Annotated in this window: 20 protein-coding genes and 1 pseudogene; 17 read left to right on the top strand and 4 right to left on the bottom strand. The window is 48.5% G+C overall.

All coding sequences use genetic code 11. From position 1 onward, the window contains the following. Window positions 1–11 precede the first annotated feature (11 nt). The 14 genes from EKM90_RS10465 to EKM90_RS10400 all read left to right on the top strand — a co-directional run bounded on the left by EKM90_RS10465 (window position 12) and on the right by EKM90_RS10400 (window position 14,287). Window positions 12–218: a hypothetical protein gene (locus EKM90_RS10465; protein ID WP_125582387.1), complete on the top strand. Its 207-nt coding sequence runs from the start codon at window positions 12–14 to the stop codon at window positions 216–218. 15 nt (window positions 219–233) lie between these two features. Continuing rightward, entirely contained in the window at window positions 234–1,061 is an 828-nt protein-coding gene (locus EKM90_RS10460; protein ID WP_125582385.1) for a hypothetical protein, read from the top strand. A gap of 10 nt (window positions 1,062–1,071) precedes the next feature. After that, on the top strand, window positions 1,072–1,437 hold the full coding sequence (locus EKM90_RS10455; RefSeq protein ID WP_125582383.1) for a PrgI family protein: 366 nt from the start codon (window positions 1,072–1,074) through the stop codon (window positions 1,435–1,437). After that, window positions 1,391–3,868, top strand: coding sequence for a VirB4-like conjugal transfer ATPase, CD1110 family (locus EKM90_RS10450; protein ID WP_125582381.1), 2,478 nt, complete (start codon window positions 1,391–1,393; stop codon window positions 3,866–3,868). The genes EKM90_RS10455 and EKM90_RS10450 overlap by 47 nt, the downstream gene beginning before the upstream one ends. Window positions 3,869–3,885: 17 nt before the next feature. Then, window positions 3,886–6,681 (top strand): lysozyme family protein, encoded by a 2,796-nt coding sequence (locus tag EKM90_RS10445; protein WP_125582379.1) that lies wholly within the window; start codon window positions 3,886–3,888, stop codon window positions 6,679–6,681. An 11-nt stretch (window positions 6,682–6,692) separates the two neighbouring features. Then, window positions 6,693–6,935: a hypothetical protein gene (locus tag EKM90_RS10440; RefSeq protein WP_125582377.1), complete on the top strand. Its 243-nt coding sequence runs from the start codon at window positions 6,693–6,695 to the stop codon at window positions 6,933–6,935. Further along, window positions 6,916–7,842, top strand: a complete 927-nt coding sequence (locus EKM90_RS10435) for a hypothetical protein (protein WP_125582375.1) — start codon at window positions 6,916–6,918, stop codon at window positions 7,840–7,842. Before EKM90_RS10440 ends, EKM90_RS10435 begins: the two co-directional genes overlap by 20 nt. 138 nt (window positions 7,843–7,980) lie before the next feature. Continuing rightward, window positions 7,981–8,949, top strand: coding sequence for a hypothetical protein (locus tag EKM90_RS10430; protein ID WP_225422829.1), 969 nt, complete (start codon window positions 7,981–7,983; stop codon window positions 8,947–8,949). 3 nt (window positions 8,950–8,952) lie between these two features. Beyond that, window positions 8,953–9,639: a hypothetical protein gene (locus tag EKM90_RS10425; protein ID WP_125582371.1), complete on the top strand. Its 687-nt coding sequence runs from the start codon at window positions 8,953–8,955 to the stop codon at window positions 9,637–9,639. Window positions 9,640–9,671: 32 nt separating this feature from the next. Further along, complete coding sequence (locus tag EKM90_RS10420) at window positions 9,672–10,715, top strand: ArdC-like ssDNA-binding domain-containing protein (protein WP_125582369.1); 1,044 nt, start codon at window positions 9,672–9,674, stop codon at window positions 10,713–10,715. Window positions 10,716–10,743: 28 nt separating this feature from the next. Next, complete coding sequence (locus EKM90_RS10415; RefSeq protein ID WP_125582367.1) at window positions 10,744–11,190, top strand: hypothetical protein; 447 nt, start codon at window positions 10,744–10,746, stop codon at window positions 11,188–11,190. Window positions 11,191–11,201: 11 nt separating this feature from the next. Beyond that, window positions 11,202–11,471 carry a hypothetical protein gene (locus EKM90_RS10410; protein ID WP_164507946.1) on the top strand — a complete coding sequence of 90 codons (270 nt, stop codon included), beginning with the start codon at window positions 11,202–11,204 and terminating at the stop codon, window positions 11,469–11,471. Between the two features lie 171 nt (window positions 11,472–11,642). After that, window positions 11,643–12,068 (top strand): plasmid mobilization protein, encoded by a 426-nt coding sequence (locus EKM90_RS10405; RefSeq protein ID WP_125582363.1) that lies wholly within the window; start codon window positions 11,643–11,645, stop codon window positions 12,066–12,068. A gap of 2 nt (window positions 12,069–12,070) precedes the next feature. Further along, complete coding sequence (locus EKM90_RS10400; RefSeq protein ID WP_125582361.1) at window positions 12,071–14,287, top strand: relaxase/mobilization nuclease domain-containing protein; 2,217 nt, start codon at window positions 12,071–12,073, stop codon at window positions 14,285–14,287. Here EKM90_RS10400 and EKM90_RS10395 read toward each other — a convergent pair. Next, window positions 14,279–15,901 carry an IS1182 family transposase gene (locus EKM90_RS10395; protein WP_125582359.1) on the bottom strand — a complete coding sequence of 541 codons (1,623 nt, stop codon included), beginning with the start codon at window positions 15,899–15,901 and terminating at the stop codon, window positions 14,279–14,281. The two genes, EKM90_RS10400 and EKM90_RS10395, sit on opposite strands and share 9 nt — an antisense overlap. A gap of 175 nt (window positions 15,902–16,076) precedes the next feature. Here EKM90_RS10395 and EKM90_RS10390 point away from each other — a divergent pair, with 175 nt between their 5' ends. The 3 genes from EKM90_RS10390 (at window position 16,077) to EKM90_RS10380 (ending at window position 19,382) form a co-directional block, all read left to right on the top strand. Next, window positions 16,077–17,804, top strand: a complete 1,728-nt coding sequence (locus tag EKM90_RS10390) for a DUF3991 domain-containing protein (protein WP_125582357.1) — start codon at window positions 16,077–16,079, stop codon at window positions 17,802–17,804. 67 nt (window positions 17,805–17,871) lie between these two features. Beyond that, a complete protein-coding gene (locus EKM90_RS10385; protein ID WP_125582355.1) occupies window positions 17,872–18,453 on the top strand; it encodes a type IV toxin-antitoxin system AbiEi family antitoxin domain-containing protein in 582 nt (193 codons plus the stop codon). Next, window positions 18,453–19,382 carry a nucleotidyl transferase AbiEii/AbiGii toxin family protein gene (locus tag EKM90_RS10380; RefSeq protein WP_125582353.1) on the top strand — a complete coding sequence of 310 codons (930 nt, stop codon included), beginning with the start codon at window positions 18,453–18,455 and terminating at the stop codon, window positions 19,380–19,382. Before EKM90_RS10385 ends, EKM90_RS10380 begins: the two co-directional genes overlap by 1 nt. Window positions 19,383–19,855: 473 nt before the next feature. Here EKM90_RS10380 and EKM90_RS10375 read toward each other — a convergent pair whose 3' ends face one another. From EKM90_RS10375 to EKM90_RS10365, 3 genes and pseudogenes are all read right to left on the bottom strand, one after another. Beyond that, window positions 19,856–21,295 carry a P-loop ATPase, Sll1717 family gene (locus EKM90_RS10375; protein WP_125582351.1) on the bottom strand — a complete coding sequence of 480 codons (1,440 nt, stop codon included), beginning with the start codon at window positions 21,293–21,295 and terminating at the stop codon, window positions 19,856–19,858. Window positions 21,296–21,379: 84 nt separating this feature from the next. Continuing rightward, window positions 21,380–21,739 (bottom strand): annotated as a pseudogene (locus EKM90_RS10370) (IS30 family transposase); the annotation flags it as partial. Between the two features lie 96 nt (window positions 21,740–21,835). Continuing rightward, on the bottom strand, window positions 21,836–22,447 hold the full coding sequence (locus tag EKM90_RS10365; RefSeq protein WP_125582349.1) for a recombinase family protein: 612 nt from the start codon (window positions 22,445–22,447) through the stop codon (window positions 21,836–21,838). Window positions 22,448–22,666: the final 219 nt, after the last annotated feature.

Raw genomic sequence — 22,666 nt, 5'->3', positions numbered from 1 at the left:
AGGAACCGTATATGCAAGTGCTGTCAAGCATCATGAAACTCATCTCTACGGGGATTGCCGGATACGGCGGATACATGGTAGTTATGGGCGCCGTCACTCTAGGGGGCAATCTGAAGGACTCGAATGGGCCTGGTATCCGTAGCGCGATTCTAGAAATTGTCGGTGGCGTGATTATTAGCGCTGCGGCTGTATACTTTACGACCATCAAATTTACTTGATAAGGAGGTGCAATAGTGGACGGTTCTGTTAAATGGGTTCTCAGGTTAATCGTGGGTGCCATTAAAGGTATCGCTGCCACCTCGGACCTGACTAAGGGCCTGGGCGATTATAACCAGGATCTGTACAAGTTTGTCACGGCCATCCAAAGCACAGTGGTCAAGCCACTGGCCTTCGCCATCATGGCGCTCTTTGTCATGTTTGAGATCCAGCGGATCTCACTACTTCAAGAGAAGATTGGTGGGGGACCAGAAGGAATGATCCGCGCAATTGGGCTAACCGTCGCCAAATACGCGATTATCAGCACTGTCCTGGCCTCGCTACCTAAGATCCTTTCGGGTCTAATCTCACTTAACACGGAGCTCACTAATGAGATTAAAGGCATCGTTTCAGGCAAAGCAATTGATGGTGGCGTTACGGTGGCAGCTATGTGGGAACCACTGAAGGACCTAGGGTTCTTCTCTAAAATATTTTTGACAATCGCCCTACTTTTAGGCTGGCTACTGCTGTTAGCAGCGGTGGCGATGGTCAAGGTGATGGTTGCGGTGCGGTTTTTGCAGCTATATGTGCTGTTCGCCATGGCTCCGATTCCAATTGCTACGTTGCCTAGCGCTGAATATTCATCAATCGCCAAGGGGTTCTTCAAGACCTTCATGGCCACAGCCATCCAAGGCACGCTGCTCTACATGGTACAGATCTTCTACCCGTATCTATTGACGGGCGTGTTCCATGGGGCTAATGGGCTTAGCGAGCTCATGATTGGTGTTATTGCGATGGCGGTGTTACTGATGATTGGGATCATGCAAACGGACAAGTGGGCTAAGGCGTTAACCGCTGCAATGTAAGGAGGGCTATATGGCACTACAAGTAAAGGTTCCGCAAGATGTTCGAGACTATAAAGAGAAAATTATTGGCAATATGTCCGGACGGCAGTTGATCTTTGGCGGTATTGCCGCCGGCATTGGGGTCGTGGTGTGTGTCGTGGCGTATTTCGTGATGAAGATGCCGGTAGATGCTTTCGGATGGGTCATTATGATCGTCGATGCACCAATCTTGGCGTTCGGCTGGTATCGGCCAATGGGGCTTAACTTTGAGACCTACCTGAAATACCGTCTGGACTTTCAATCGGCCCCTAAGCAGCTAGTCTACGAAAATGACAAGGAGGTGAGCATGAATGTTCACACGAACCGCAAAAAAATCCGAGAATACGACGATGAATAAGGATCAAAAACGAGCATTGGCTAAATTCAATGCTCACAAAAAGGCCCGGGGTCGTAAGCAGCGTAAAGATGCACCGTCGCGGGCTACGCAGGATGCCTTGGGTTATCGTGCGCTGTATGAGGATGGTACCATGCAAATCAACGATCACGAGTGGTCGCGCACGATTCAGTTCAAAGACGTTAATTACCAGACCGCTGCACGGGACAAGCAGGTCGATTATTTCACCCAGTACGGTGACCTCTTCAACTCCATAGAAGGTGACTCCTCGATCGAAATCACCGTTCGCAATGAGCGCGTCGATGTTGATGAGTTCATGGCACAATCTGGGTTCAAAAAGCAAGGCGACGGTCTGGATCCACTGCGGCAGGAAATGGACGACTATATGTTGTCGCGTCTCCAGGATCATGGCACCAGCATGATTAAAGAAAAGTACATGACCATCACAACCCACGGCGAAGATAAGCAGGTCGTTCTCCAGGATCTAGGTGGCATGTGTGATACGGCCATTGAAACACTTCGTGAGATGGGTTCAGATGCGCATGTGCTTGATGGTGCGGAACGATTGGCTGTGCTGAACAGTTCTCTTCGGCCTGGAACACACCTGCACTTTAGCTTTGAGGATCTCAAGTACAGCGGCCTAACAACTCACTCGGTAATCGCCCCAACGAGCTTGACCTTCAAGGACAAGAAGACGTTCGAGCTGGGTGACAAATTTGCGCAAATAATCTATTTGCGGCAGTATCCAACCCAGTTAAGCGATCGGCTGTTTCGGGACATCACGAAAATCATCGGCGACCTGGAAGTGTCAGTTCACATTAAGCCAATCGCCCAAGACAAAGCGATGAACTCGGTTCGCCTGAAGACAGCCATGATGAACAAGGAAAAGTCGGAGCTCCAGCGTAAGGCCATCAAGGATGGCTATGATCCCTCCATTCTACCAGCGGACCTTGACTTCAAAATCAAGGAAGCCGATGAGCTGCTGGATCAGATGCGAGAAGCTAACCAGAAACTTTTCGCGGTAACCTTTCTGGTCATGGCCAAGGCTGATAGTGAGGAGGATTTGCGTCAGCTGGTCACCAAGATTAAGACGGCCGCCAATACAAGCCTCTGCGAAATGGTCAATCTTGACTATCTACAAAAACAGGCACTGAGTTCGGTTCTTGTGATTGGTAAAAACTACGTGCCAATCAATCGACAGCTCACGACTAGTGCGGTGGCAATCATGCTGCCTTTTACAGCACAGGAACTCACAGAGCCCTCTGGTCTCCTCTATGGCATCAACCAGGTCACCAAGAACGTCATCACCGCTGATCGGCGAAAGCTGAAGGCTGGTAACGGGCTAGTCATGGGCCGACCTGGGGCTGGTAAGTCGTTTGCTACAAAGATGGAAATGATTAGCGTAGCATTACGTGATCCTGATGCAGAAGTGCTGATTATTGACCCTGAACGAGAGTACCCAGCAGTGGGAGAAGCCCTTAATGGTCAGGTGGTTCGTATTTCACCAGGGACTAAGACCTTCATCAACCCGCTTGAGATCAACGAGTCGTACGGCGATGACGACGATCCAGTGCTGCTCAAAACGGATTTTGTTACCACCGTTTGTGAGCTGCTGATTGGCGGCAAGGAGGGGCTAACCTCTGAACGCCGGTCATTGATTGACCGTGCCTGTCGAATCATGTATCGAGACTACTTTGAAGGGGTGAGTCTTGATCCCGTTACTGGCAAGCAGAAGAACCCCGATACAAAGATGCCCACTTTGGTTGATTTTAGCCGGGTCCTTAAAAGCCAGCCAGAGCCAGTCGGCAAACAAATTGCAGTTGAGCTGGAGCCGTTTATTGAGGGATCGCTATCATCATTCGCGCACCAAACCAACGTTGACACAAGCAATCGAGTCATGGTCTTTGACGTGAAGGATCTGGGTAAGAATATGCGGTCCTTTGGCATGATGGTCGTGCTTGATGAAATTTGGAACCATATCACGGCTAACCGTCGAGAAGGCAAACGCACTTGGATCTATGTAGATGAAATGCAGCTGCTGTTCACTAATCAGTACGCGTCAAACTACTTCTTTGAGCTTTGGAGTCGTGCCCGTAAGTGGGGCGCTATTCCTACTGGTATCACCCAAAATGTTGAAACCATGCTGATGAGTGCAGATGCCCAACGGATGTTGTCGAACTCTGAATTTGTGCTTCTTCTGGATCAAGCCACCAATGATCGGGACAGTCTGGTAGATCTGCTGAAGCTATCAAGTCATGAGGCTGGCTATATTACCAACGCTAAGCAAGGTCATGGTTTGCTGATTGCTGGTCAAACAACGGTGCCGTTTGAGAATGATTTTCCTAAGGCGACTAAGCTTTACAAAATCATGTCTACGAAGCCTGAAGATATGGATCAGTACAAGAAGCGCAGCCAGGATGAGGATGCCAACTAGAGAAAGGGGTGGCGTTCATGAGATCGGATCTTCGCAACAGTATTGTGGAGAAGAACGGCAAGTCGCTAAAGGACGAGCTAATTGGCGCCACCAAAGAATCGCTGAAGGAGCAAGCTGAAGGAGCTGTTCGCTCAGTGATTGCGTCTAGCGACGATGCAGCAGAAAACAATGCAACCCTAGCCCTGGCTAAGACTGCCGTCATGGGTGCTGTAGGGACCCAAAAACTAGTCAAAGGTGGTATTCATGCTACCAGGGCAATCAAGTCTGGTGGGGCTAAGCGGGCCTTGATGAGTCGTTACAAGCGTGCCGCAATCAAGCTGAGCCGCGCAGCCAAGCAGCCAGTCAAGGTAGGAGCCAAAGGCGTAGCCGCCGGCACCATCAAGGCCGGAGTAAAGGGCACCGTGGTCTCAACCCGGGCCCTTGCCCAGACTTTTACTAATGTTCAGCTTGATCCTGATTCTGGCGCGGCCCACGCCCAGGAAATGTTAAACAAGGCCAAGCAGATTCAGCAGGGGTCCAAAGCAACCACCTGGACTGCTAGGGCGACGACAAAGATGCTTAGAGCCACTGGACGAAGGCTGAGACAAGCTGGTAGTTGGATCAAGAACCTCAAGGTGGTTGCCACTTTGGCTAAAGCAGGCATGGTGATGCCCATTGTGCTAATTGTGCTAGGCTTTGGCGGCGTCGCAGGCATTATTGGCGTGCTGTCCTCCAGCTTACAAAACGTGGATCCGTTAGGCGAAACCCAGGCGTATGTCTACCTAACCAAGCTGGATGCAGAGGACACGCAGCAGATTCTGGATGCGACGAAGGGTAAAAACGTCACTTTGACGATTGACGGTGAAGAGGCCTCGCCTGACGGCTTGGAGATTGTCACGGATTTTGACGCCATTCTGGCGTATGAGTCCTTGAAGAACCACAGTAGTTATCTGGTAGCTGGCAGCACCGAATTGGATCCAACGGTTCAGCAAGAGCTGAAGACTGCCCACGATGCGCTACTGTCGATTGATACTGGTAAGGCAACCCAAACAGTGACGACCTACCAGGTCACAACCGATGCCGATACGGGCGAGCGAACGACGACTAAGAAGATCACTAAGAAGCACATCACTAAGATTGCCGTTAAAACCGGCACGGTTGACGACTTGCTGAAGACGGATGGTGCAAACCGTGACGACAACAAAAATCGCATTGACGCGATGAAGCAGGCTGGCTTGTATTCAGCATTCTCCTGGATGCAGAGTCCAAACCAAAATACGGGCCAGGCTGTTCAGGTTAGTAATCGTATGGGGTATCGCTATCGCAATGGCAAGATGACCAAGTATGACGGAATTACAATCACAACACTGCCGAAGGAGCCAGTACGCTCAGTGACTGACGGTACGGTTACGTCGGTCTCAAATGACTCAGTCACCATTGCTGCAGAAAATGACAAGGGCAGTGTCCGGTATAAAGGGCTGACCGGTGTCAAGCTCAAGAAGAGTGACCAGGTTAAGTCTGGTGCCGTCATTGGAAGCAGCAGGGGCACCTACAAGCTCTATAACGATGCAACGTCCTCAGTGACGCAGCCTGCCACGGGAGCGCGTGCTAATACTCAAAATGACAGTACTGCTACCGATGCGTCCTCTCAGCCCGCCAAGGATAGTGGTAGTGGTGCTGCTACTGAAGCCAAGTCCAGTGCAGCTGAACCGACAACTGGTTCCAGTTCGTCGGCGGAAGCAGCCGTCGCCAGTAATGCTCAAAGTAGTAGTTCCGATGAAACGAAGTCTGGGGCTACGGCCCAAGTGCCGGTTCAACTCAATCCTGCTTTCGCTTTGGAAAATGTCACCTATACGTATGGCATGAGCTATGCGCTTACTGACGCCGGCGGTGGCGGGGGAATGATTGGTGATCTAATCAATCCGCCAAAGTCCGTGACGAGATGGCGCAGCTTAGTTGAGAAATATGCCAAGCAGTACGGCATCAGTCAATATGTTAATCTCCTACTGGCATTCATCTGGGAGGAGACCGGCGGTGATGATTCGCAGACTAAAGATATTACGCAAAGCTCAGAGAGCCTGGGCTTAAAGCCCAACTCAATCACAAGCGTCGATCTCTCGGTCAAGCAAATGTGTGTCAATTTCTCTAGCGTTCTGAGGACGAGTCGTTCCCTTGGCCTTTCAGATTCGGCAGCTGTTGGTGCCAGAAACTATGGTAGCGGGTATCTACGCTGGCTAAGGTCGAAGAAGTCAGACGACTCGTTCGACAACATGGTCGCCTATGCGAACAAGATGGCAAAAGGGGTCAAGGTTAAGTACACGAACCCGATTGCTAAGGCCTACGGATCCTGGCGCTACCTATATGGCAATATGTTCTACACCAAGCTGGTGTTGAGCCATATCAAGTCTGACAGCAGTAGCATGGTTGACATTGCGGCCAAGGAAATCAAAGCCAGCAATAACGGTGGAGCGAAGTTCTGGAAGTACATGGGCTTCACGCGGCGCATCGAGTGGTGTGCAAGCTTCACATCCTGGGTCGCCCACCAGGCCCACATGGACAGTGTAGTGCCCAAGACGGCGTCCTGTGCGGTCGGAGTAAGTTGGTATAAGAGCCACAGCAGGTGGGGCGCACGCGGTCAGTACACGCCAAAATCAGACGACTTGATCTACTTTGATTGGACCGGGACCGGAGCCACCTCTCACCATGTCGGCATCGTTGATAAGGTGTCAGGCGGCAAGGTCTATACGGTTGAGGGGAACAACGGAGATGCTGTTCGCCGCTCGTCCTACGCTACGAACAGTAAATACATTCTAGGGTATGGAAAAACTAATTAGGAGGTTACATGATGGCAAAATCACGAATTAAAGCAAAGGAAGCTCAGGTGAAGCGCGCCCAGGAGGCTTACGACAAGGCACAGGCTAATCTTGATAAGGCCAAAAGTGAACTCAAACAAGTTCAGGGTGACGAAGCACAACGCTTGATTAGTAACAGCGGTTTGAGCTTTGAGCAGGTTGCAGCACTGCTGCGGGCACAGAAACAAGACAATGATAATGAGGGAGGATCTGATATTGATCGATTGGCTGATTGACCAGTGGTATGACCATCGGGTCCGCATGATTACCACGATCGCAACGGTGCTGCTGGTCGTAGGCGGCGGGGCCGGCTTTGCTATCTGGCATAGCCAACAGCTCCCAGAGCCAAAAATGACCAAGCAGCAGACACAAATTGAAATCAATAAGGAGCCTTCCCACCTCTACGCCGGCACATGGTATTCGGATCGCACTGACGGTGCTGTGCTGCACTTGAGCAAGGACAGCACATACTCCAGTGACTGGCTGACGAGTGGTAAGTGGGAAATCTCAGGCTCCACGATCACGCTAGATGACAGGTTGGCCGGAACTTATCAGTTGAAGATGAAAACCATCGATGGCGAGACAGTGCTGTATGACGCTAGTGGTAAGCATTACTGGTACTCGACTCAGAAGCAACTGAAGGCCCGGCAAGCTAGTACGGCGGCCAGCAAAAAAGCTGCAACAAAGTTAACCAATCAAAAGTGGCAAGACGTGCTGACACAAGGTGAATGGAAGAAAGATGCTGACCAGAATGCTGATGTAGTCTCAATGACAATTACTGACACAACAATCACGGAGAAATATAAGGGTGGCAAAACCAAGGTTCATCCATACACTATCAACAACGACAGGACGATTGCCGACAACGACGCCGGCGCCACAATTGTCATCGCGCTCACGGATAGTCCAAATATGGACTACCACTTCTATCTGAAGGATACCGGTAAGCAGTATACCGTTGCTACTGATATCACATACGGGTCGGAGAGCTTTCACAAGGCCTATGATGCAGTCACGTTGACTCAAACGGGTGTGACGAAGGCAGATGGCGAAAGCGGGAACGAGACTTCTACAAGCACTGACGACAACGGCAATACAACAACCACGAAGACAACCACAACGGAAACGTCTGGGTGGAACTAGACAGATTGGAGGGAGATTATGGCACGGTCGAAGAAGCAGTCACTAGTGACTTTCTCAAACGAAGAAGGTGTGACGCTACCGTCTGACCCCATTGATTTTGATGATGCACTGATAGAGCTTCAGAAAATCAGCTACGATATGGCCGACCATGATCGCACCGGCTCTGTCGATCTGTATGTCGTCATTGACGGCAAGCCTGTTGGTACGTTTAACCTAACCTTACCTGTAACTGGCAAGGTTGAGGACGTGATGAGCCGAATTTTGAAGAGCGGTGAGATTAGCCCAACACCGGAAGTAGTTTCACCAGAGCCCGTGCCAAACCCACCGTCGGCCATCAAGCCGAGTGTTACGCAGCCAAAGCGTAAACAGCGAATTAGAAAGAAAGCACGGCGGGAGAATCCGAAGCGCCGGCGTCTGAACTTACCGCGTGTGAGCAGCCGTGTAGTGAAGCTGGTAGCTGGTGCACTTACTGTATTAGTACTGACAGTAGGGGCTGTGATTGGGGTGAGCACGATTGCCTCTCGTAAGCCGCCAGTGCCGTCGTATACGACTTTAGTCAAGGCTGGTCACTACGAGAAGGCAGCCAAGATATATCCCGCGAAACGAGACACTATTGCGGCCAGGCTAACTGATCGCGGCGACACAAAAGAGCTGAAAAAATTTGTCTCCAAGTTTCCAACGGCATCGCGTCGGTTTGACCTTGCTTTTCTAACGAAGGATTACAAAAAGGTGGTCAAATTTGGCGACGATGCCAGCATGACAACAGAGCGGCGAGCGAAGCTCGCCGTTGCCTATGTGATGCTTGACCAGCCGGATGCGGCCCAGGCTATTAATGCTGAACTTGGTAGTAAGAAACTCAGTGTGACAATTGCCCTAGGATACATCCATGACTCAAGGTTTGATGATGCTGCCACGCTGAATGACACGTTCAAAAGTGACGTGGTGGCTAAGGCCATCAGCATTGGCAAACAGTATCAATCTGGTATTGATAAGTACCAGAAAATTGCTGATGACGCCAAAGCATCAGCCACTCAGCGGGATACTGCCCGACAGAACATCAAGACCCTCAAACACCAGCTCAAGACGCTTGGCCAGAAGGAGGAATAATTATTGGAAAGTGAAGTCTCTACGCTCCTGAACAGGGCCGAGGAGCTATGTACGCAGCTAATGAGTCAGAGCATGCCCGCTAAGGCGGTAACGCAGCTCATGACACTTTACCGCGCGGGTCCTTACAACGGCCTTCTTGCCATGCAGGAAGATATGCAAGTCACGGAAGTTCACTCAATTAGCGGCTGGCGCAAACAAGGGGCGCGGCCAATTATAGGACGCGACGGCTTCGGCGGTGTGATGCCCATTTACCGCCAGGGGAAGCCAGGACGCCCTGTGCAGGCGGTGCTTCAACCGATTAAGCTGTTCACTCAACTGGACCTTGACGAAGTGCCAAAGGGAGAACAACCAATGAGCTATGAGGATATGCGCCAGCTGATCGTGAAGGCATATCCGGAGGAGGCGCAACGCAGAAAGCTGGTTATGGTTACCGCCGGGCAATTACCTGAGGAGAGCCTACGCGTTCTCACCATGTCGTTGCTATCAGCGCTACTTGGATTACCAACTCCGGTGGAAGAAGGAGTCACACCACGAGTACTTTGGAAAGCGTTGTGGATTGCGATGCAGTCACTTCAAGCGATGGCACGCACTGCTCAAAAGCGTTATGCGCCTCGTGAATTGGCGGTGGTGATTGCAAACGCCGTTGCTGTATCAAAGAGGAAAAGTAGAAAGAAATGGAAGGCCAACTAATGTTGGTCTTTTTGTTTTGAGGAGGTTTAAACATGGCTGGATTTAAGAAGCGAAGTGCCGAGGAAATTCAAGCTGAGGTCGATAAATATTCGACTGAGATGGTGCGGGCAGCACATGACTACACGGCAAGCCCAGAGAAGCTCACGGACTTTCTAACGTTCATGGCTAGGTTCCCAGATTACTCACTGCGTAACCAAACATTGATCCAGATGCAAAATGCTACCGCGCTTGCTGTTGGTGGCTATGACAAATTCAAAAAGCTCGGCTATCCAGTCCGCAAAGGGCAGAAGGGTATCAAGATTTTTGCCCCGGCGAAGGGCAAGGTTTTAAACCTGCCTGACCATAAGAAAATCCCATTTTGGCGTGCTACTAAGGAGCAAAAAGCCTTGGTAGGCACCGGCGAGGCCACGGTCAGCCAGGGGGTCAGTGGGTTTCACCTAACGACTGTATTTGACGTTCGTCAGACGGATATGCCGGCCGATAAATATCCAACCTTATACCCAAATCGGCCCGTTGATTTTTCTATTGATGATCCAGAAATGAATCAGTTGCTAAGCGATCAACTTGATGCGCTATCGGCGAGTCGAGGCATTCCAATTGAAGAGCTGCCGGATCTATCTCAGCTCGTTGCCAATGGCGTCTATCACGGCGGCGAGCACAAGTTCATTGAGGTTGAAGCAAACCTTCCTGCTACCCAGAAAACTGCAATTCGGATTCACGAAATTGCGCACTCATACATGCACGACGGGAGCAAGGCTGGTCGCGATGAAAAAGAGCTTCAAGCCGAAATGGTGAGCTTCATCGTTAGCGCTCACTACGGCATCGATACCAAAGAAGAAGCGGCACCTTACATTGCCGGTTGGACGCGAAAAATGGCAACCCTGACTGATAAAGATTTTCAAACCCAATTCAAAATCATGGATGACGTGAGCAAGACGGCAAAGGAAATTATCACCAACGTGGACTCAAGTCTGGCACGTGAACTGACCCCTGAGAAGGAGATTGGCAGAGCGGCTGGTGAGAGCAGGGAACAAGAAAAAGTGACGAGTATCCATGGTGATGGTCTTGAGCTGTAGTCGTCTTCAGCAGAGGAGTGAGTGACAGATGAAACCGTTAATGAGCCAAGACCAAATTGACAAAGTATTCGATGATACGTTTGAAGAAACACGCAATGTAGATGAACCTATTTTCATTTTTCCAGATGGGAAACTAGCTTCTGGTGATTACGATATGGGCGTCCGCGGACTGGATCACAATACACTCGCTAGTGAGCTAGACATGGATGATTGGAGCCGGGTCCACGCCGAAACAGGCGTAGTGAGACTTGTTCTAGAAAGTCGCAGTGCACTGATTGCTGAAGGCCAAGAGTTGACCGCAAGCCAAGCGAAAATCTTGAGTAAAACTGACTACGAGATTAGCAAGTATGTTGAGAAGTACCAGGCACCATCACGGGGCCTGGATGAGATCATTACTCGAAGCAAACGGGTGGCATCGGTCGCCACAAAATCTGTGGAGCGACCGGTCCAACAACACGTCGCATTTGAACATTAGGGAGGACCATGATGACAAAACTTCTCTCAAGTTTTACCGATGAAGAACGAGCGCTGGTAGAGATTTATCTTCAGCACACGGAAGAAAAATCGCGTGATGGACTGGTTACTGAGATGAAGAAATACCGGCAATTTATGAAAGAGTTGAACGCTAAGGGCCTGGTCAAAGATACGGCTGTTTTTGACCCTACGGTGGGTCTTTATGATGGCACTATCGAAAAGCTGGTCAGGCTTTCCGATAATGACTTTAGTGATTTAAGTGGCGCCTTAGGCGCCGATTAAATAACGGACGGGGATTGGGGCGGAGCCCCAAATGATTAGCCGAAAAAGAGACCCACTTTTCGGCTAATTCGCAAATGTGGCCACATTTGCAAATCTCGCGTCAGTAGAGACAGAAACGCGATTCCGGAGAAGCCGGGATCGCCGCCGATTTTCTGTGGAGGTGATTTGCGAATGGAAAATAACGAAAGCAACCGAGTTACATTGAGTATTGCCGCTAAAAATCTAGCCGATCCTCGGCGACAGATGGTGAAACGGCTGCGCTTCTCGGCGGCTGAATGGGTAGCAGTTAAGGAACGCATGGAAGCGGCTGGCGTTCATAACTTTTCAAGCTTCTCGCGTCGTGCATTAATCCATGGCGACGTCTATATTTTCGATTACTCGTACCTCAGAAAGTTCACCGAACAAATTGCACGCGTTGGTAATAACATCAACCAGATTGCTCGCCGGGTGAACGTAGATGAAGAGGTGACTCAGGAACAAATGAATGACCTGAAGATGATGATGAACGAGGTTCGGTTGCTCACTCACTCAGCATTGGACTCGGCACTGGATAGCCGAGCTGCACTGAACAATTTACCGGAGGAAGGGGGGAGGTAGAGTTGGCATTTACATCGATCCACGCTATTACGGTTTCGACTAAGGCAGCAATTGACTACATCTCAAATGAATCAAAGACGCTGCACGGTGAGCTGGTTTCTAGCTTCAATTGCGATGCAGATTATGCAGCGTCGGAGTTTGAAATGACACGTAGTTTAGCTGACGAAGTGGTTGGAGATTTCTCTCACAGGGTTGGTCACGATGGCAAGGGTACACGCAAGGGCGAGAGTGCCCAGAGTTATCACTTGATTCAATCTTTTTCTCCAGATGACAATGTCACACCAGAAGAAGCACATGAAATTGGCAAGGAACTTTTACGTGAATTTTTGGGCGGCGAATACGAATATGTAATCGCTACTCATGTTGACAAGGGTCACATCCACAATCACATTATTTTTAATGCAACAAGCCTCACAAACCTGCATAAATTTAGAAGCCGGCCCTATGTTACGGCAAATCAAATCATGCAAATTAGTAATCAACTTTGTGCAGAACATGGGCTGAGTCAAATGCAACTTGGTCGCGATGGAGTGACCGAACCAAAGTATTCCCGGAGTAAGAGATCACAGCTAATTCAACGCCTCGACTTTGCTCTTGATCGCGTGACTACTCGTGATGAATTTGAGGAGGCAGCCGGCGAGTTGGGCATCACAATCGATACGCGGGGAAAACATCTGACCTATGCGTTGGCAGGTCAAGAACGCGCAGCACGGGATACTAATTTGAGTGGTATCAGCGCTGGCAAAGCAGCGGCAACACAGGCGGTTGGCAGGTTCACCCCGGAGGGACTGGCGGCACGTTTTGCAGAGAATGAAATGGCCAGGCAGGACCTGATGGCTGCTATCAAGAAGGCGTATCAATATGCGGACAGTCAAGAAGATTTGATTGCAGCTTTACAGCAAGCCGGCATCAAAACCGTGCAATATGGTTTGACAATCGGCTATGAGATTCCGGGGGTCAAGCGACGTATCAAAGACGACCTGTTGCCGCCCAACTACCGCTTAAAATCGTTCAGTGAAGACTGGCGAAACCCGAGTCACTTTGGTCATGATGATTTCAGCGACAGCCCGATTACTGAAAAGTTCGACGAACAGATTGACGCGGTGAGTAAGCGCACAGAGGTGGCAATTAATCTGAATGAAGAACAGGTGGCGTTCGCTGAGAAGAATGGAGTCCTGGTAAAGGTCTTGGTTGGCACTGAGAAGCAGTCTCTGTTCATCCAAAAAAAGGATTTGGAAGGTCAAGGGCGACGAGTGACAGTGAACATTAATTCAGGCCACAATTACACCCTTCGACGCACCGATGCGGGAACAGAATACACCGTGAAAGGTGAGACTGTGATCCGTAGTTTGCAGCTGCAACAAGGCATCAAACCGCAGTGGGTTTCACTTGATCCGCAACTGATCCGCGTCGGAGCGAAGGGCGTTAGTATCTCCCTGGCTCCCAATGGCGGAACGGTATTTCTTCCGGCGGCGGAGGTGAGATACAACCGCAGCACGCTGAGGTACGAAGCCGCCATTGGTGACGACTGGCATTACTATAGCAAAGGAGCCACTAGAGAGCAGTCGGTTACGATGAACGGTAAGGAATTGGTGTCAGCCATGGACGTGGCGGAGCCAACTTTGGATCGTACATTGGCCCAGGCACAACGCATTGGTTATGCCGTCAATACTCGTCAAGAGTTTAAGCGACTAAGCGGAGTGATGACACGATTGCAGGAAAATTCCATCACCGGCGCCCCTCAGATTCAAGAGCAGATTGCCAAGCTAGAGCTTCATCGTGACGGAGCAGTTAAGCAGCTAGAGGGGTTGATCCAAAAGATTAACGAATACAATACAGCGGTTAAGGCAATCAATGCTGCTAACAAGTATAAAGACCTGGTCAGCGACATCCAAGCAGCTGATCGCCCGTATGCTCGCAAGCTAGGATTCAGTCACTCGAAGGAGTTAAGGGAGTTCCAGCGCGCCAAATACCTGGTGAAAGCACAGGGCCTGAATCCAGACATGGATAAGAGCAAGATGGCGGCCACTATTGATGAATTGAGTGCGTTGCGCAAAGCCCTAGAGAATCGGATTGAGAGCATTAATTCAGAACTGGTTGAGTGGCGAACCACTCAGAAGGTCGTGCAGGAGGCTAGACAGCCAGAAGAACGGGAGCGGCCTAGAAATAATGATCGTGAACATGAACGTTGGGGCTGTGACATAACCCCTTCAAAATAGGACCAAGACTCGGAAATCACGAAGATTTCTGGCCTTGGTCCTTTTAATTTGATTAAGAGCCGACAAAGCGAACAGCCGCTTCGCCACCTTTCCTAAGTTCATTGCCATTAACATGAATCCCATCTGTCTTTTAACTGGTATATTGCCTCGAACGGTAAATTTGGTGAAGTGCAAATAAGCCTTCAGATGGCCAAAAACTGATTCAACATCAATTTTGCGTCGGGCATAGATTTTTCCTTCGGTTGTACTGGTGAGCTTCGCTCGTTGTTGGGCTTTGAAGAATTCCCACTCTGGATTGACATCGATGTAACGCGTCCGCCCGCCTTTGGTTAAGGCAGCGGGAATAGGTTGCTGGTTCTCATCGATGGCTTCGGCTAGATAGCGATGGAATTGACGAGTGAAGCCTGTCTTGTCCTTTCGCGCAACATACTTTTGAAAGTTGAACCGAACACCTTGTGGATCAATATAGTAATCATCTTTGTCGTGGTACTCCCAATTCATCACTTTACGATCATCGGAGCGCCACTTTCGGCTGTTTTCTTTGAGCATTGTCCCATAGGGAATTAATGGTGTCTGTTCAGGCAAGTGATCGGCGATAAAACGATAGTTTGATTCTGAACCGTACCCAGCATCGGCGATAATATAGTCTCCCAGCACGCGACGCGTGCTTAAAGTCTCAAGGAAAGGAATCAGTGTGCGCGTATCTGTTGGGTTGGGAAACAGCTGATAACCGAGGACAAATTGACGACTAGTCGCAATTTGTAAATTGTACGCAGGCTTAAGTTGACCGTTCATCATTGGATCTTCTTTGACTCGCATAAAAGTGGCATCGTGATCCGTCTTTGAAAAACTGTTTCGGCCGGCGAAGACGGCTTGCGCCGCACTGTATTCGTCTCGCTTATTGCGTATGTGTTCAGTCTTGTGAAGATAGGACTTAGCCTTGCGGCGTGCCTGTTTGGCAGGATTTGGCGAAACTTTCTTAGTTGCCTTAACTTCTGCGTCGAGTTGCGCAACACGTTCTTCAAGCTGGGCAATGGTCAAATCAAGCTGATCATAATCCATTGGTAATGACTTTGCCCAAGCAGCGGCTTCACTCGTCTTAATCTCCTCGATTAACGCTTCTGCTTTGGTTCGATTTAACTCGTCGAAGCGAATGATGTTCTTCTTCCAAACGAAGCTGTATTTGTTCGCATTGGCCAAGATTTTAGTGCCGTCGATAAAGACACAATCATCAATCAGTCCGTGTTCAACGAGAAAGCCATGCATGGTTTCAAAGCTCGATTCAATTAACCGTTCCGCCTCATCAGAGACAATAAAGCGCGCAATTGTCCGATAGGACGGGACTTGTTCGTTGGTCAACCAGCGTGCGTATAAGTTCTCACGGGCCATACGTTCAATCAGCCGGCATGTATTCTGGCCTCGAAGGTATGAAAAAAGGACCAACTTCATTAACGCTCGAATGTCGTACTCCCGTGGTCGGCCAGTCTGATAAAAGACAGGACAATCCATCGTCTCTACCAAGCGGTTGATATAGCAAACCTCGTGTTCTGGCTCAGGAATAAATTCGGTAGCGATACTCAAAGTGGTCTGGTTCATGTTATACTGATTACGCATATTTTGAACATCCTTTCGAGGGTGTTTCCCTAGAGTATCGGGTGCGACCGATACTCTTTTTTTAATATTATACCGAAAACGCCACCTGACGAAAATCCGAAGATTCTTCTCAGGTGGCGTCTTATTGTGGAGTTATGTCACAACCCCTTTTTTTTTTGCAAAGGAGGCAAGTGCAATGGACGAAACTAAACGACCAGAGGCTGAAAGCGTTCCCGGTGTGGCTCAGCCGGCGGTTGGAAACTTTGATGAAGTTAGGCAGCAAGGAGAGGCAGCGAGGACCTGGTGGAAGGAACAATTAATCGCTCATCCGGGGCAATCCATGAAGGTTGAACGGGTTGACAAGGATGGTGAGTCCACGCTTTTCAAGACACTAACACCAAGCGCCAGGGGAAGCCATAGTTGGCAGCTTACCAGCTTTCTCCCGAGCGGCGCGCCGCAAAGCCACGTTGACATCATTGGCAAGACGCCTGAGGACTGGAAATTAGATAAAGTGGTTGGGGAGTTACCTTTCTCGCGAGGTGAGGGCCACTACCGGGTCGTCTGGCAATCATCCACGGAACACTCGCAAGAGCGCTCAGCAAACGGGAAGATTACCACTGCTATGATTACCAAGGCCAAGCAGACATCGATTCTGGACATCGCGACGCAGAATGGCGTACAGCTAATTTCAGATGGTGGTAAGTATTATCATTGGGCAGAGCATGACTCGCTGGTAGTAGACATCAAAGCGAACCTCTGGCGATGGAACAGTCAGAACCTTGGTGGTGACGCAATCGCGTTCATGCAGAAGGTGGTCGGCCCGGATAACTTTAAGTCGGCAGTCATAACACTGGCGCACGGGGACCTAGCGCATGTTGAGGTCAAGGAGGAAAAACGGAATCCATTTAGTTACTATCTGAAGGATTCTACAGACTTTAATAAGGCTAGAGATTACCTGGTTAATGTACGGAAGCTGCACCCGCAGCTGATCGATAAACTGCACAAAGTCGGCCTGATCCAACAAGACGAGTATGGACGGGCTATTTTTGTTTGGAAACAAGCCGGGCAGAAGGTAGGTGCGACGATCCAAGGGACCTCAACAGACCGAGAAAAGTACGGCAAGCACGGCGCGGTGAAGAAAATTGCCAAAAATTCGGAAAAGGATTTCGGCTTCAATTTTACAGTCGGCAAGCCGCGCAAGCTGATGATTTTTGAGTCACCCATCGACGCTCTGAGCTTCATGACTGTTAATCCACGGGTTACAGACTCAATGCTATTCTCAATGGATGGAGTCAAGCAGGAGTCAGCCATTCAGGCGCTGGGATATTTCTACAGGCAAACAGGTCACCTTCCCGAGAAAATCGGTATCGGTACTGATAACGACCAGGCCGGGCAGAAGTTCTATCATGAGTTCGCGAAGTTCCACGAGTCTCGCGCGTATTCAGACCAGGTGCCACTGGTTAAGTTAATCGCGACTGATAGTCAGATCCCGGCCGCGGATTTTGCCTTGATCCAGGTTGCTGCAAAGCAGCATGGTATCGCGTGGCCGCAACTTGCGGCCGCAGCAAAGGAGATGGCTAACTTTGACACTGGCAACGTCGCGCCTAAGACGTACTATCAAGCCTTGGCCAAGAGCCTCACACCTGAAGCGGATAAGGAGAGTTTGAAGACCATTGGGGTGACTGTGATAGATGCTAAGCCGTCAGCCTGGGCGGCGGTGGTGTCAGATGAGTTTGCTTCCCGTCAAGAAACCTATGAGCGTGGTAACTACCAGCTTGTGGAGCATCCGGCGAAGGATTGGAATGATATTGCGAAAGCTGTGAGTAAGGCACCATTAGGAAAGACGATAGTGAATGCTAAAGCTGTTGTGCAGCAGCATCCTGTTGAGCAACGTGAGCTTCACAGCCATCAGCAGAGTAGATAAGGTAAACGCTGGCGTTTGTCCCTTTAACACACAAATACATGGTATAATGTGTGCGGGAGGGACAAGAATGCAACCATTAGACTTTGTTTTAAGTAAAGGTATGTTCACAACGCGTATGGCCTACGAGTCAGGCCTCACGAAGCGAGAGTTACAAGCAGCGCTTGCTGAAGGTGTCATCACAAAAATGGCGCGCGGAATTTATGCGCGTGCTGGTATGCCGTATGACATTTATGCGATGATTGCCCTAGTTTACCCAAACGGTATTTTTGCAAAAATGTCAGCACTGGCTTTGTATGACATGACTGATGAACTACCTAAACATATTGATATGGCCTTCCCGAACGGCTACAACAATAAGAACTTGGCGAACCATCAGGTTAAACCATTTCGGCAGCGCCTTGATCGGCTACACCTTGGTCTTTCAGAAGTGAAGACCACAAGTGGGGCCACGGTTAAGGTCTACTCCCCGGTTCGATCGCTACTCGACATTTGGGATGATCCGCATATCGATAGTGCAGTTCGGCTTGAAGCGCTCAAGGAATATATGGACCGCTACCGTACCAGCAAGACTGACCGTGAAATGATGCACTTAAAAAATCAACTATACCCAAACTCGACTATCGATTACGCATTGGAGGTACTGGTTTAGTGAGCAATCTATTTCAGCGGCTCAACAACGTTGCGAATGAGGCAAATGTTGACAAACAAGCTGCACAGAAAATGTTTTACCTGGAACACCTGATGATGCAGGTTAGCCAGAGTAAATACAAAGACGACTTTATCGTCAAAGGTGGTTTTGAGCTCGCGTCTGTATGGGGCTGGGAAAATCGTATGACGCAGGATCTTGATACAACCCTGAACAATCACAAATTGGATGAGAAAGTCACAGCACAAATTTTTGAAAATGTTTTTCGTGATGCTAATGATGAGGTTGCTTTCACCGTTCGCCAGGCCAAGCCAATAATGGAAGACAACGACTATCCAGGTTTGCGGTTTATGTTCGACGTAGAGTACCGTGAGGCTCATGACGTTGTTAGGCTGGACGTTTCTACAGGCGACTTGATCCTACCGGCACCAAGAATGCTACATCACGAAAGCGTGCTTCGTGATGGTACCGGCTTTGACATGTGGGGTTATCCGCTCGAACAGATCTTGGCCGACAAAGAGGTCGCTACGTTGCAACGTACTGATACCCGGTTTCGTGCGAAAGACGTGCTCGACGTTGTACATTTCAGCACATTTAATTCTAAGGACATTGATATTCAGAAGGCAGCAATGGCTTTCCAAAGAACGGCTCACGCCAAGCAGCTCGATATTGACACTGAAAAGGAAGTTATGCAGCACCTATCAGATTTGGAAAGTAGCTCATTGGTACGAGATAGGTGGGCCAGGTTTCAAATGTCTCATCCATATGCTGCTGGTACAACTATAGAAACCGCGCTCAAGGCAGTGTACAGTACCTATGAAGTGATCGGTCAAGCGCCGCAACGTTCACTTTCTGAAGCCATTGACCACGCTAAAGCAGCACAGCAACCGAACCGCTCGCGGTTCCGCAGTAGAGATGAACGAGAACGTTAGATTCGTATAGGCCTATCATCGCCAGTGGCGGTGGTGGGCCTTTTCTTTTGCCTTCTCCTACTGTATTTTGGATCGGGTGGTCTTCCCGATTCATGCCGCCGCCAAATGCGGTCGGCACGGCCGCTAGCTCTTAGCCTTCTGCCCACGCGGCGGCTACCTCGGGGCCAAAAAGGCCACCTCGGGTGAGGTGGCCTCCTGATTATACGTGCTCTGTGAATGCCGTTTTGAGCGCCGGGTTGAGTAGTTCAACCTCACCGGCGGCAATCGCACTGGTCAATCGTGAAATGGCTAGGTTCTGTTGTGCACTGGCCTTGGCGTGATTGACACCAAGCTCGTTTGAAAGTAAGGCAGCTACGTACCAATCGCGATTACCCTTTGAAAATTCAGGGGTAACTTTATTATTGCAATCTAGGAGTCACTTACTCACTTTTAAGAGTTGAACATCAATTACGAATAGAGATAATTAAAAAATCCTAATATATCTCGTCATCAATATTATCCAGAGGGTTCTTACTGGGATCATAATTTAATGCCCATCTAAATGCAGGATGAATTTCAAATTTAAACCCAGAATCTTGATCTATTAAATTATGGTTTTGATCATAAGTTATGCGTGTAATGAAACCTGTATTGTTATCATCTTTCCTAGCAATGACAAATCCAACTGAATATAAGAATTTTAAGGCTTCTACTCCAGATAATTTTAGTGCTTCTCCATTTCTTCGAATATCATGTTGCCCAAGAACATTTTTTATCTTTTGAATAATAGCAGCTTTAGAATAGAGAGAACTTCCAGATTTAGATTCACTTCTAGTAGTTTTCATACCATTCAATAACAATTGAACACCGTCTGAACCCAATTCATCTCTATGTTCAGTGATAGTGTCTTCAAATCTGTCTACTGAGTACTCTCTGAAAACAGCCTCCCAATCCTTAGTTTGTATTAATTCGTGTTTATTCTGCCCTGCTTTTTTTGCTGCCAAAGTGCAAAGATTGATTAGATCACGAGGCCTTTCACGAATAAGTGACAGTAAGATATTATGAATAGGTTTGTTATGCCATTTCCCGGTTCCAGAAAAAGTTAGCTCCATTACTTCACTTAACAATCTTTCTAAATCGTTTTGGGATAACTTGTCAACATCTTCACTGTTTATATTATGGCCTAAGAAATGTTGAACACGTAAAACTAATATTTTTAAGAGATCATCTCTAGTCCATTTAACATCTAGTATATTTTGGCTAACCTTATCTAAGTTGGAATCATCATAACGTAGTAGACTATACATATCAGATCGCAATGAGACTCTGAATTTTAAACCTATTTCGGAGTTAGAAAGGTCCCTCAATGCAGAAATGAGAGATGAAATACGATGAATACTGACCTTATCACCATTCCATCCTCTATCAAGGTCATCAATAAACACATACACCTCTTTATTTTTTTTGAAATTTAAAGCTATTTGCCTCTTTATTTGGGTATCATTTCCTTTTATGTACGAAGACAAACTAAACATTTCATTGATTGAGTTAATAGCGTGAAAAATCTTTATATCGGGTTTTTCCTGTTCCAAGAAATCCTCGTATGCTTTCTTTACTATAAGATTATTTAAGTCCGTTTTCCATGTACTTATTAGATCTAGATTGTCATTGTTATCCTCTTTTATATTTGGAAAATCATCTGGCTTAATCGATAAGCAAACTTTTTGTTTATTATAAAAATAGTCTTGAGCCATTGCTAATAAAGCAGATTTCCCAGTACCTTTGTATCCCTTTAATATAATTAACTTATCATCCGTAATGGCTCTTTTATACAAGCTGTTTTTGAAAAAATAACTTGCCAATTTTTCTGAATCATCATCCTCAGCGGCGACGGATCCAAACAATTTTTTTAGATCAGTATTTTGAAAATCCACAACGATTAGTCCCTTCTTTAAATAACCTCAGTTTTCAAGTCAAGTGCAACAAATGATAGCCAATGGTTGTTAGTGGTCTAGTGGTTAAACCATGTTTCGATAGTAGTCACAAGGGCGAAGATAACCCAAGCTCCGTCTAGGACGACTGTTGAGTGCCGACTGTACAGCCTGAACATCTATGAGTGAAACGCCGCGCAACGATTTTCCCTTCGGGAAGAACTCTCTGAGCAATCCATTTGCGTTCTCGTTAGAGCCACGCTCCCATGGCGAATTCGGATGGGCAAAGTAGATATGTGTGCCAGTAACCTGGGATAGTTGGGCAAACTCGGATCCGTTATCAAAAGTAATCGTCTCAAACTCACGGGCACCATAATCGTCAATCGTTGCTTGGAGTGCAGCTAGGCATGTGTCGGCGTGATAGTTCGGTACTTTTACGATGATTTGACAATTCGGGTTCAGAAAGAAGGTCAGGTCTCGTGGCTATTATAACCTTATGCGAACGATCTAAGATAGAACTAACCTTTGGTCTCTAAAGCACTACTAGTGTGTACCAGAGATTTCTCCCGCAATCCGATAGAGTGTTGGTCTGCTGATGCCAAGCGTGCGTGCAATCTGGGCTTTGGATTGTGTGCCGTCCTTGAGCATAGTGATGGCTTGGCTATAGATATAGCGTCGATGTTTGTCTGGAGAGTCCGGTGCATATTGAATGGCACCACCTTTGTAGACTCCACGCCGCTTAGCTTCAATAATACCGGCGGCTTGACGTTCGTGGATCGCTTCGCGCTCTTCTTGCGCGATGTACTTGTAGATCTCAAGGGTTAGATTTGTGAGCATCGTCCGCATGGCCCTGTTGGGCACTTCTGCAAACGTTGGCAAGTTCAGTACGTTCAGGGTCGCGCCTTGTTGACCAATGGTGTTGATGGTTTCGGTGAGATCCGCCGCGCTTCGGCCGAGTCGATCGAGCGCGACCACTACGACCTCATCATCGTCATGAATATAATTAAGCATCGCGGCTAACTCAGGCCGTTCCAACGTTACCCCAGACTTTTTTTCTTGAAAGATGCGAGTGCAGCCAGCATTTTTTAGCGCTGACAGCTGCCGATCCAGGTTCTGTTCGCGGGTGCTTACTCGCGCATATCCAACTTTTGTCATCAATGACGCCACCTTTACATCCAGTTTTTACACCTGTTATTCCCTTAGAATAGCCGATTCAAAGTGTAAGTTCAAGGTACACCCTGATGAAACAGATTTGATTCCAGTCTGACCATATCCAAGATTATTCATCAGGCTATACCCTGGCGGGACACGGCCATAATGACGATGTAGTGGGTATACCTCATTCGCTGCCCTTGATTAAACGCAGCGTTTTCC

It is taken from the genome of Lacticaseibacillus suibinensis, from assembly GCF_003946175.1.
In the GTDB taxonomy this organism is placed as follows: Bacteria; Bacillota; Bacilli; order Lactobacillales; family Lactobacillaceae; genus Lacticaseibacillus; species Lacticaseibacillus suibinensis.
The sequence above is the reverse complement of the archived record's forward strand: the minus strand, read 5'-3'. Positions and strand labels throughout refer to the sequence as shown.

Excerpts from the sequence above, each read along its gene's own strand:
- EKM90_RS10465 (WP_125582387.1), top strand. The coding sequence starts at position 12 with ATGCAAGTGCTGTCAAGCATCATGAAACTCATCTCTACGGGGATTGCC.
- EKM90_RS10455 (WP_125582383.1), top strand. The coding sequence starts at position 1,072 with ATGGCACTACAAGTAAAGGTTCCGCAAGATGTTCGAGACTATAAAGAG.
- EKM90_RS10450 (WP_125582381.1), top strand. The coding sequence starts at position 1,391 with ATGTTCACACGAACCGCAAAAAAATCCGAGAATACGACGATGAATAAG.
- EKM90_RS10445 (WP_125582379.1), top strand. The coding sequence starts at position 3,886 with ATGAGATCGGATCTTCGCAACAGTATTGTGGAGAAGAACGGCAAGTCG.
- EKM90_RS10440 (WP_125582377.1), top strand. The coding sequence starts at position 6,693 with ATGGCAAAATCACGAATTAAAGCAAAGGAAGCTCAGGTGAAGCGCGCC.
- EKM90_RS10430 (WP_225422829.1), top strand. The coding sequence starts at position 7,981 with ATGGCCGACCATGATCGCACCGGCTCTGTCGATCTGTATGTCGTCATT.
- EKM90_RS10420 (WP_125582369.1), top strand. The coding sequence starts at position 9,672 with ATGGCTGGATTTAAGAAGCGAAGTGCCGAGGAAATTCAAGCTGAGGTC.
- EKM90_RS10415 (WP_125582367.1), top strand. The coding sequence starts at position 10,744 with ATGAAACCGTTAATGAGCCAAGACCAAATTGACAAAGTATTCGATGAT.
- EKM90_RS10410 (WP_164507946.1), top strand. The coding sequence starts at position 11,202 with ATGACAAAACTTCTCTCAAGTTTTACCGATGAAGAACGAGCGCTGGTA.
- EKM90_RS10405 (WP_125582363.1), top strand. The coding sequence starts at position 11,643 with ATGGAAAATAACGAAAGCAACCGAGTTACATTGAGTATTGCCGCTAAA.
- EKM90_RS10395 (WP_125582359.1), bottom strand. The coding sequence starts at position 15,901 with ATGCGTAATCAGTATAACATGAACCAGACCACTTTGAGTATCGCTACC.
- EKM90_RS10390 (WP_125582357.1), top strand. The coding sequence starts at position 16,077 with ATGGACGAAACTAAACGACCAGAGGCTGAAAGCGTTCCCGGTGTGGCT.
- EKM90_RS10385 (WP_125582355.1), top strand. The coding sequence starts at position 17,872 with ATGCAACCATTAGACTTTGTTTTAAGTAAAGGTATGTTCACAACGCGT.
- EKM90_RS10365 (WP_125582349.1), bottom strand. The coding sequence starts at position 22,447 with ATGACAAAAGTTGGATATGCGCGAGTAAGCACCCGCGAACAGAACCTG.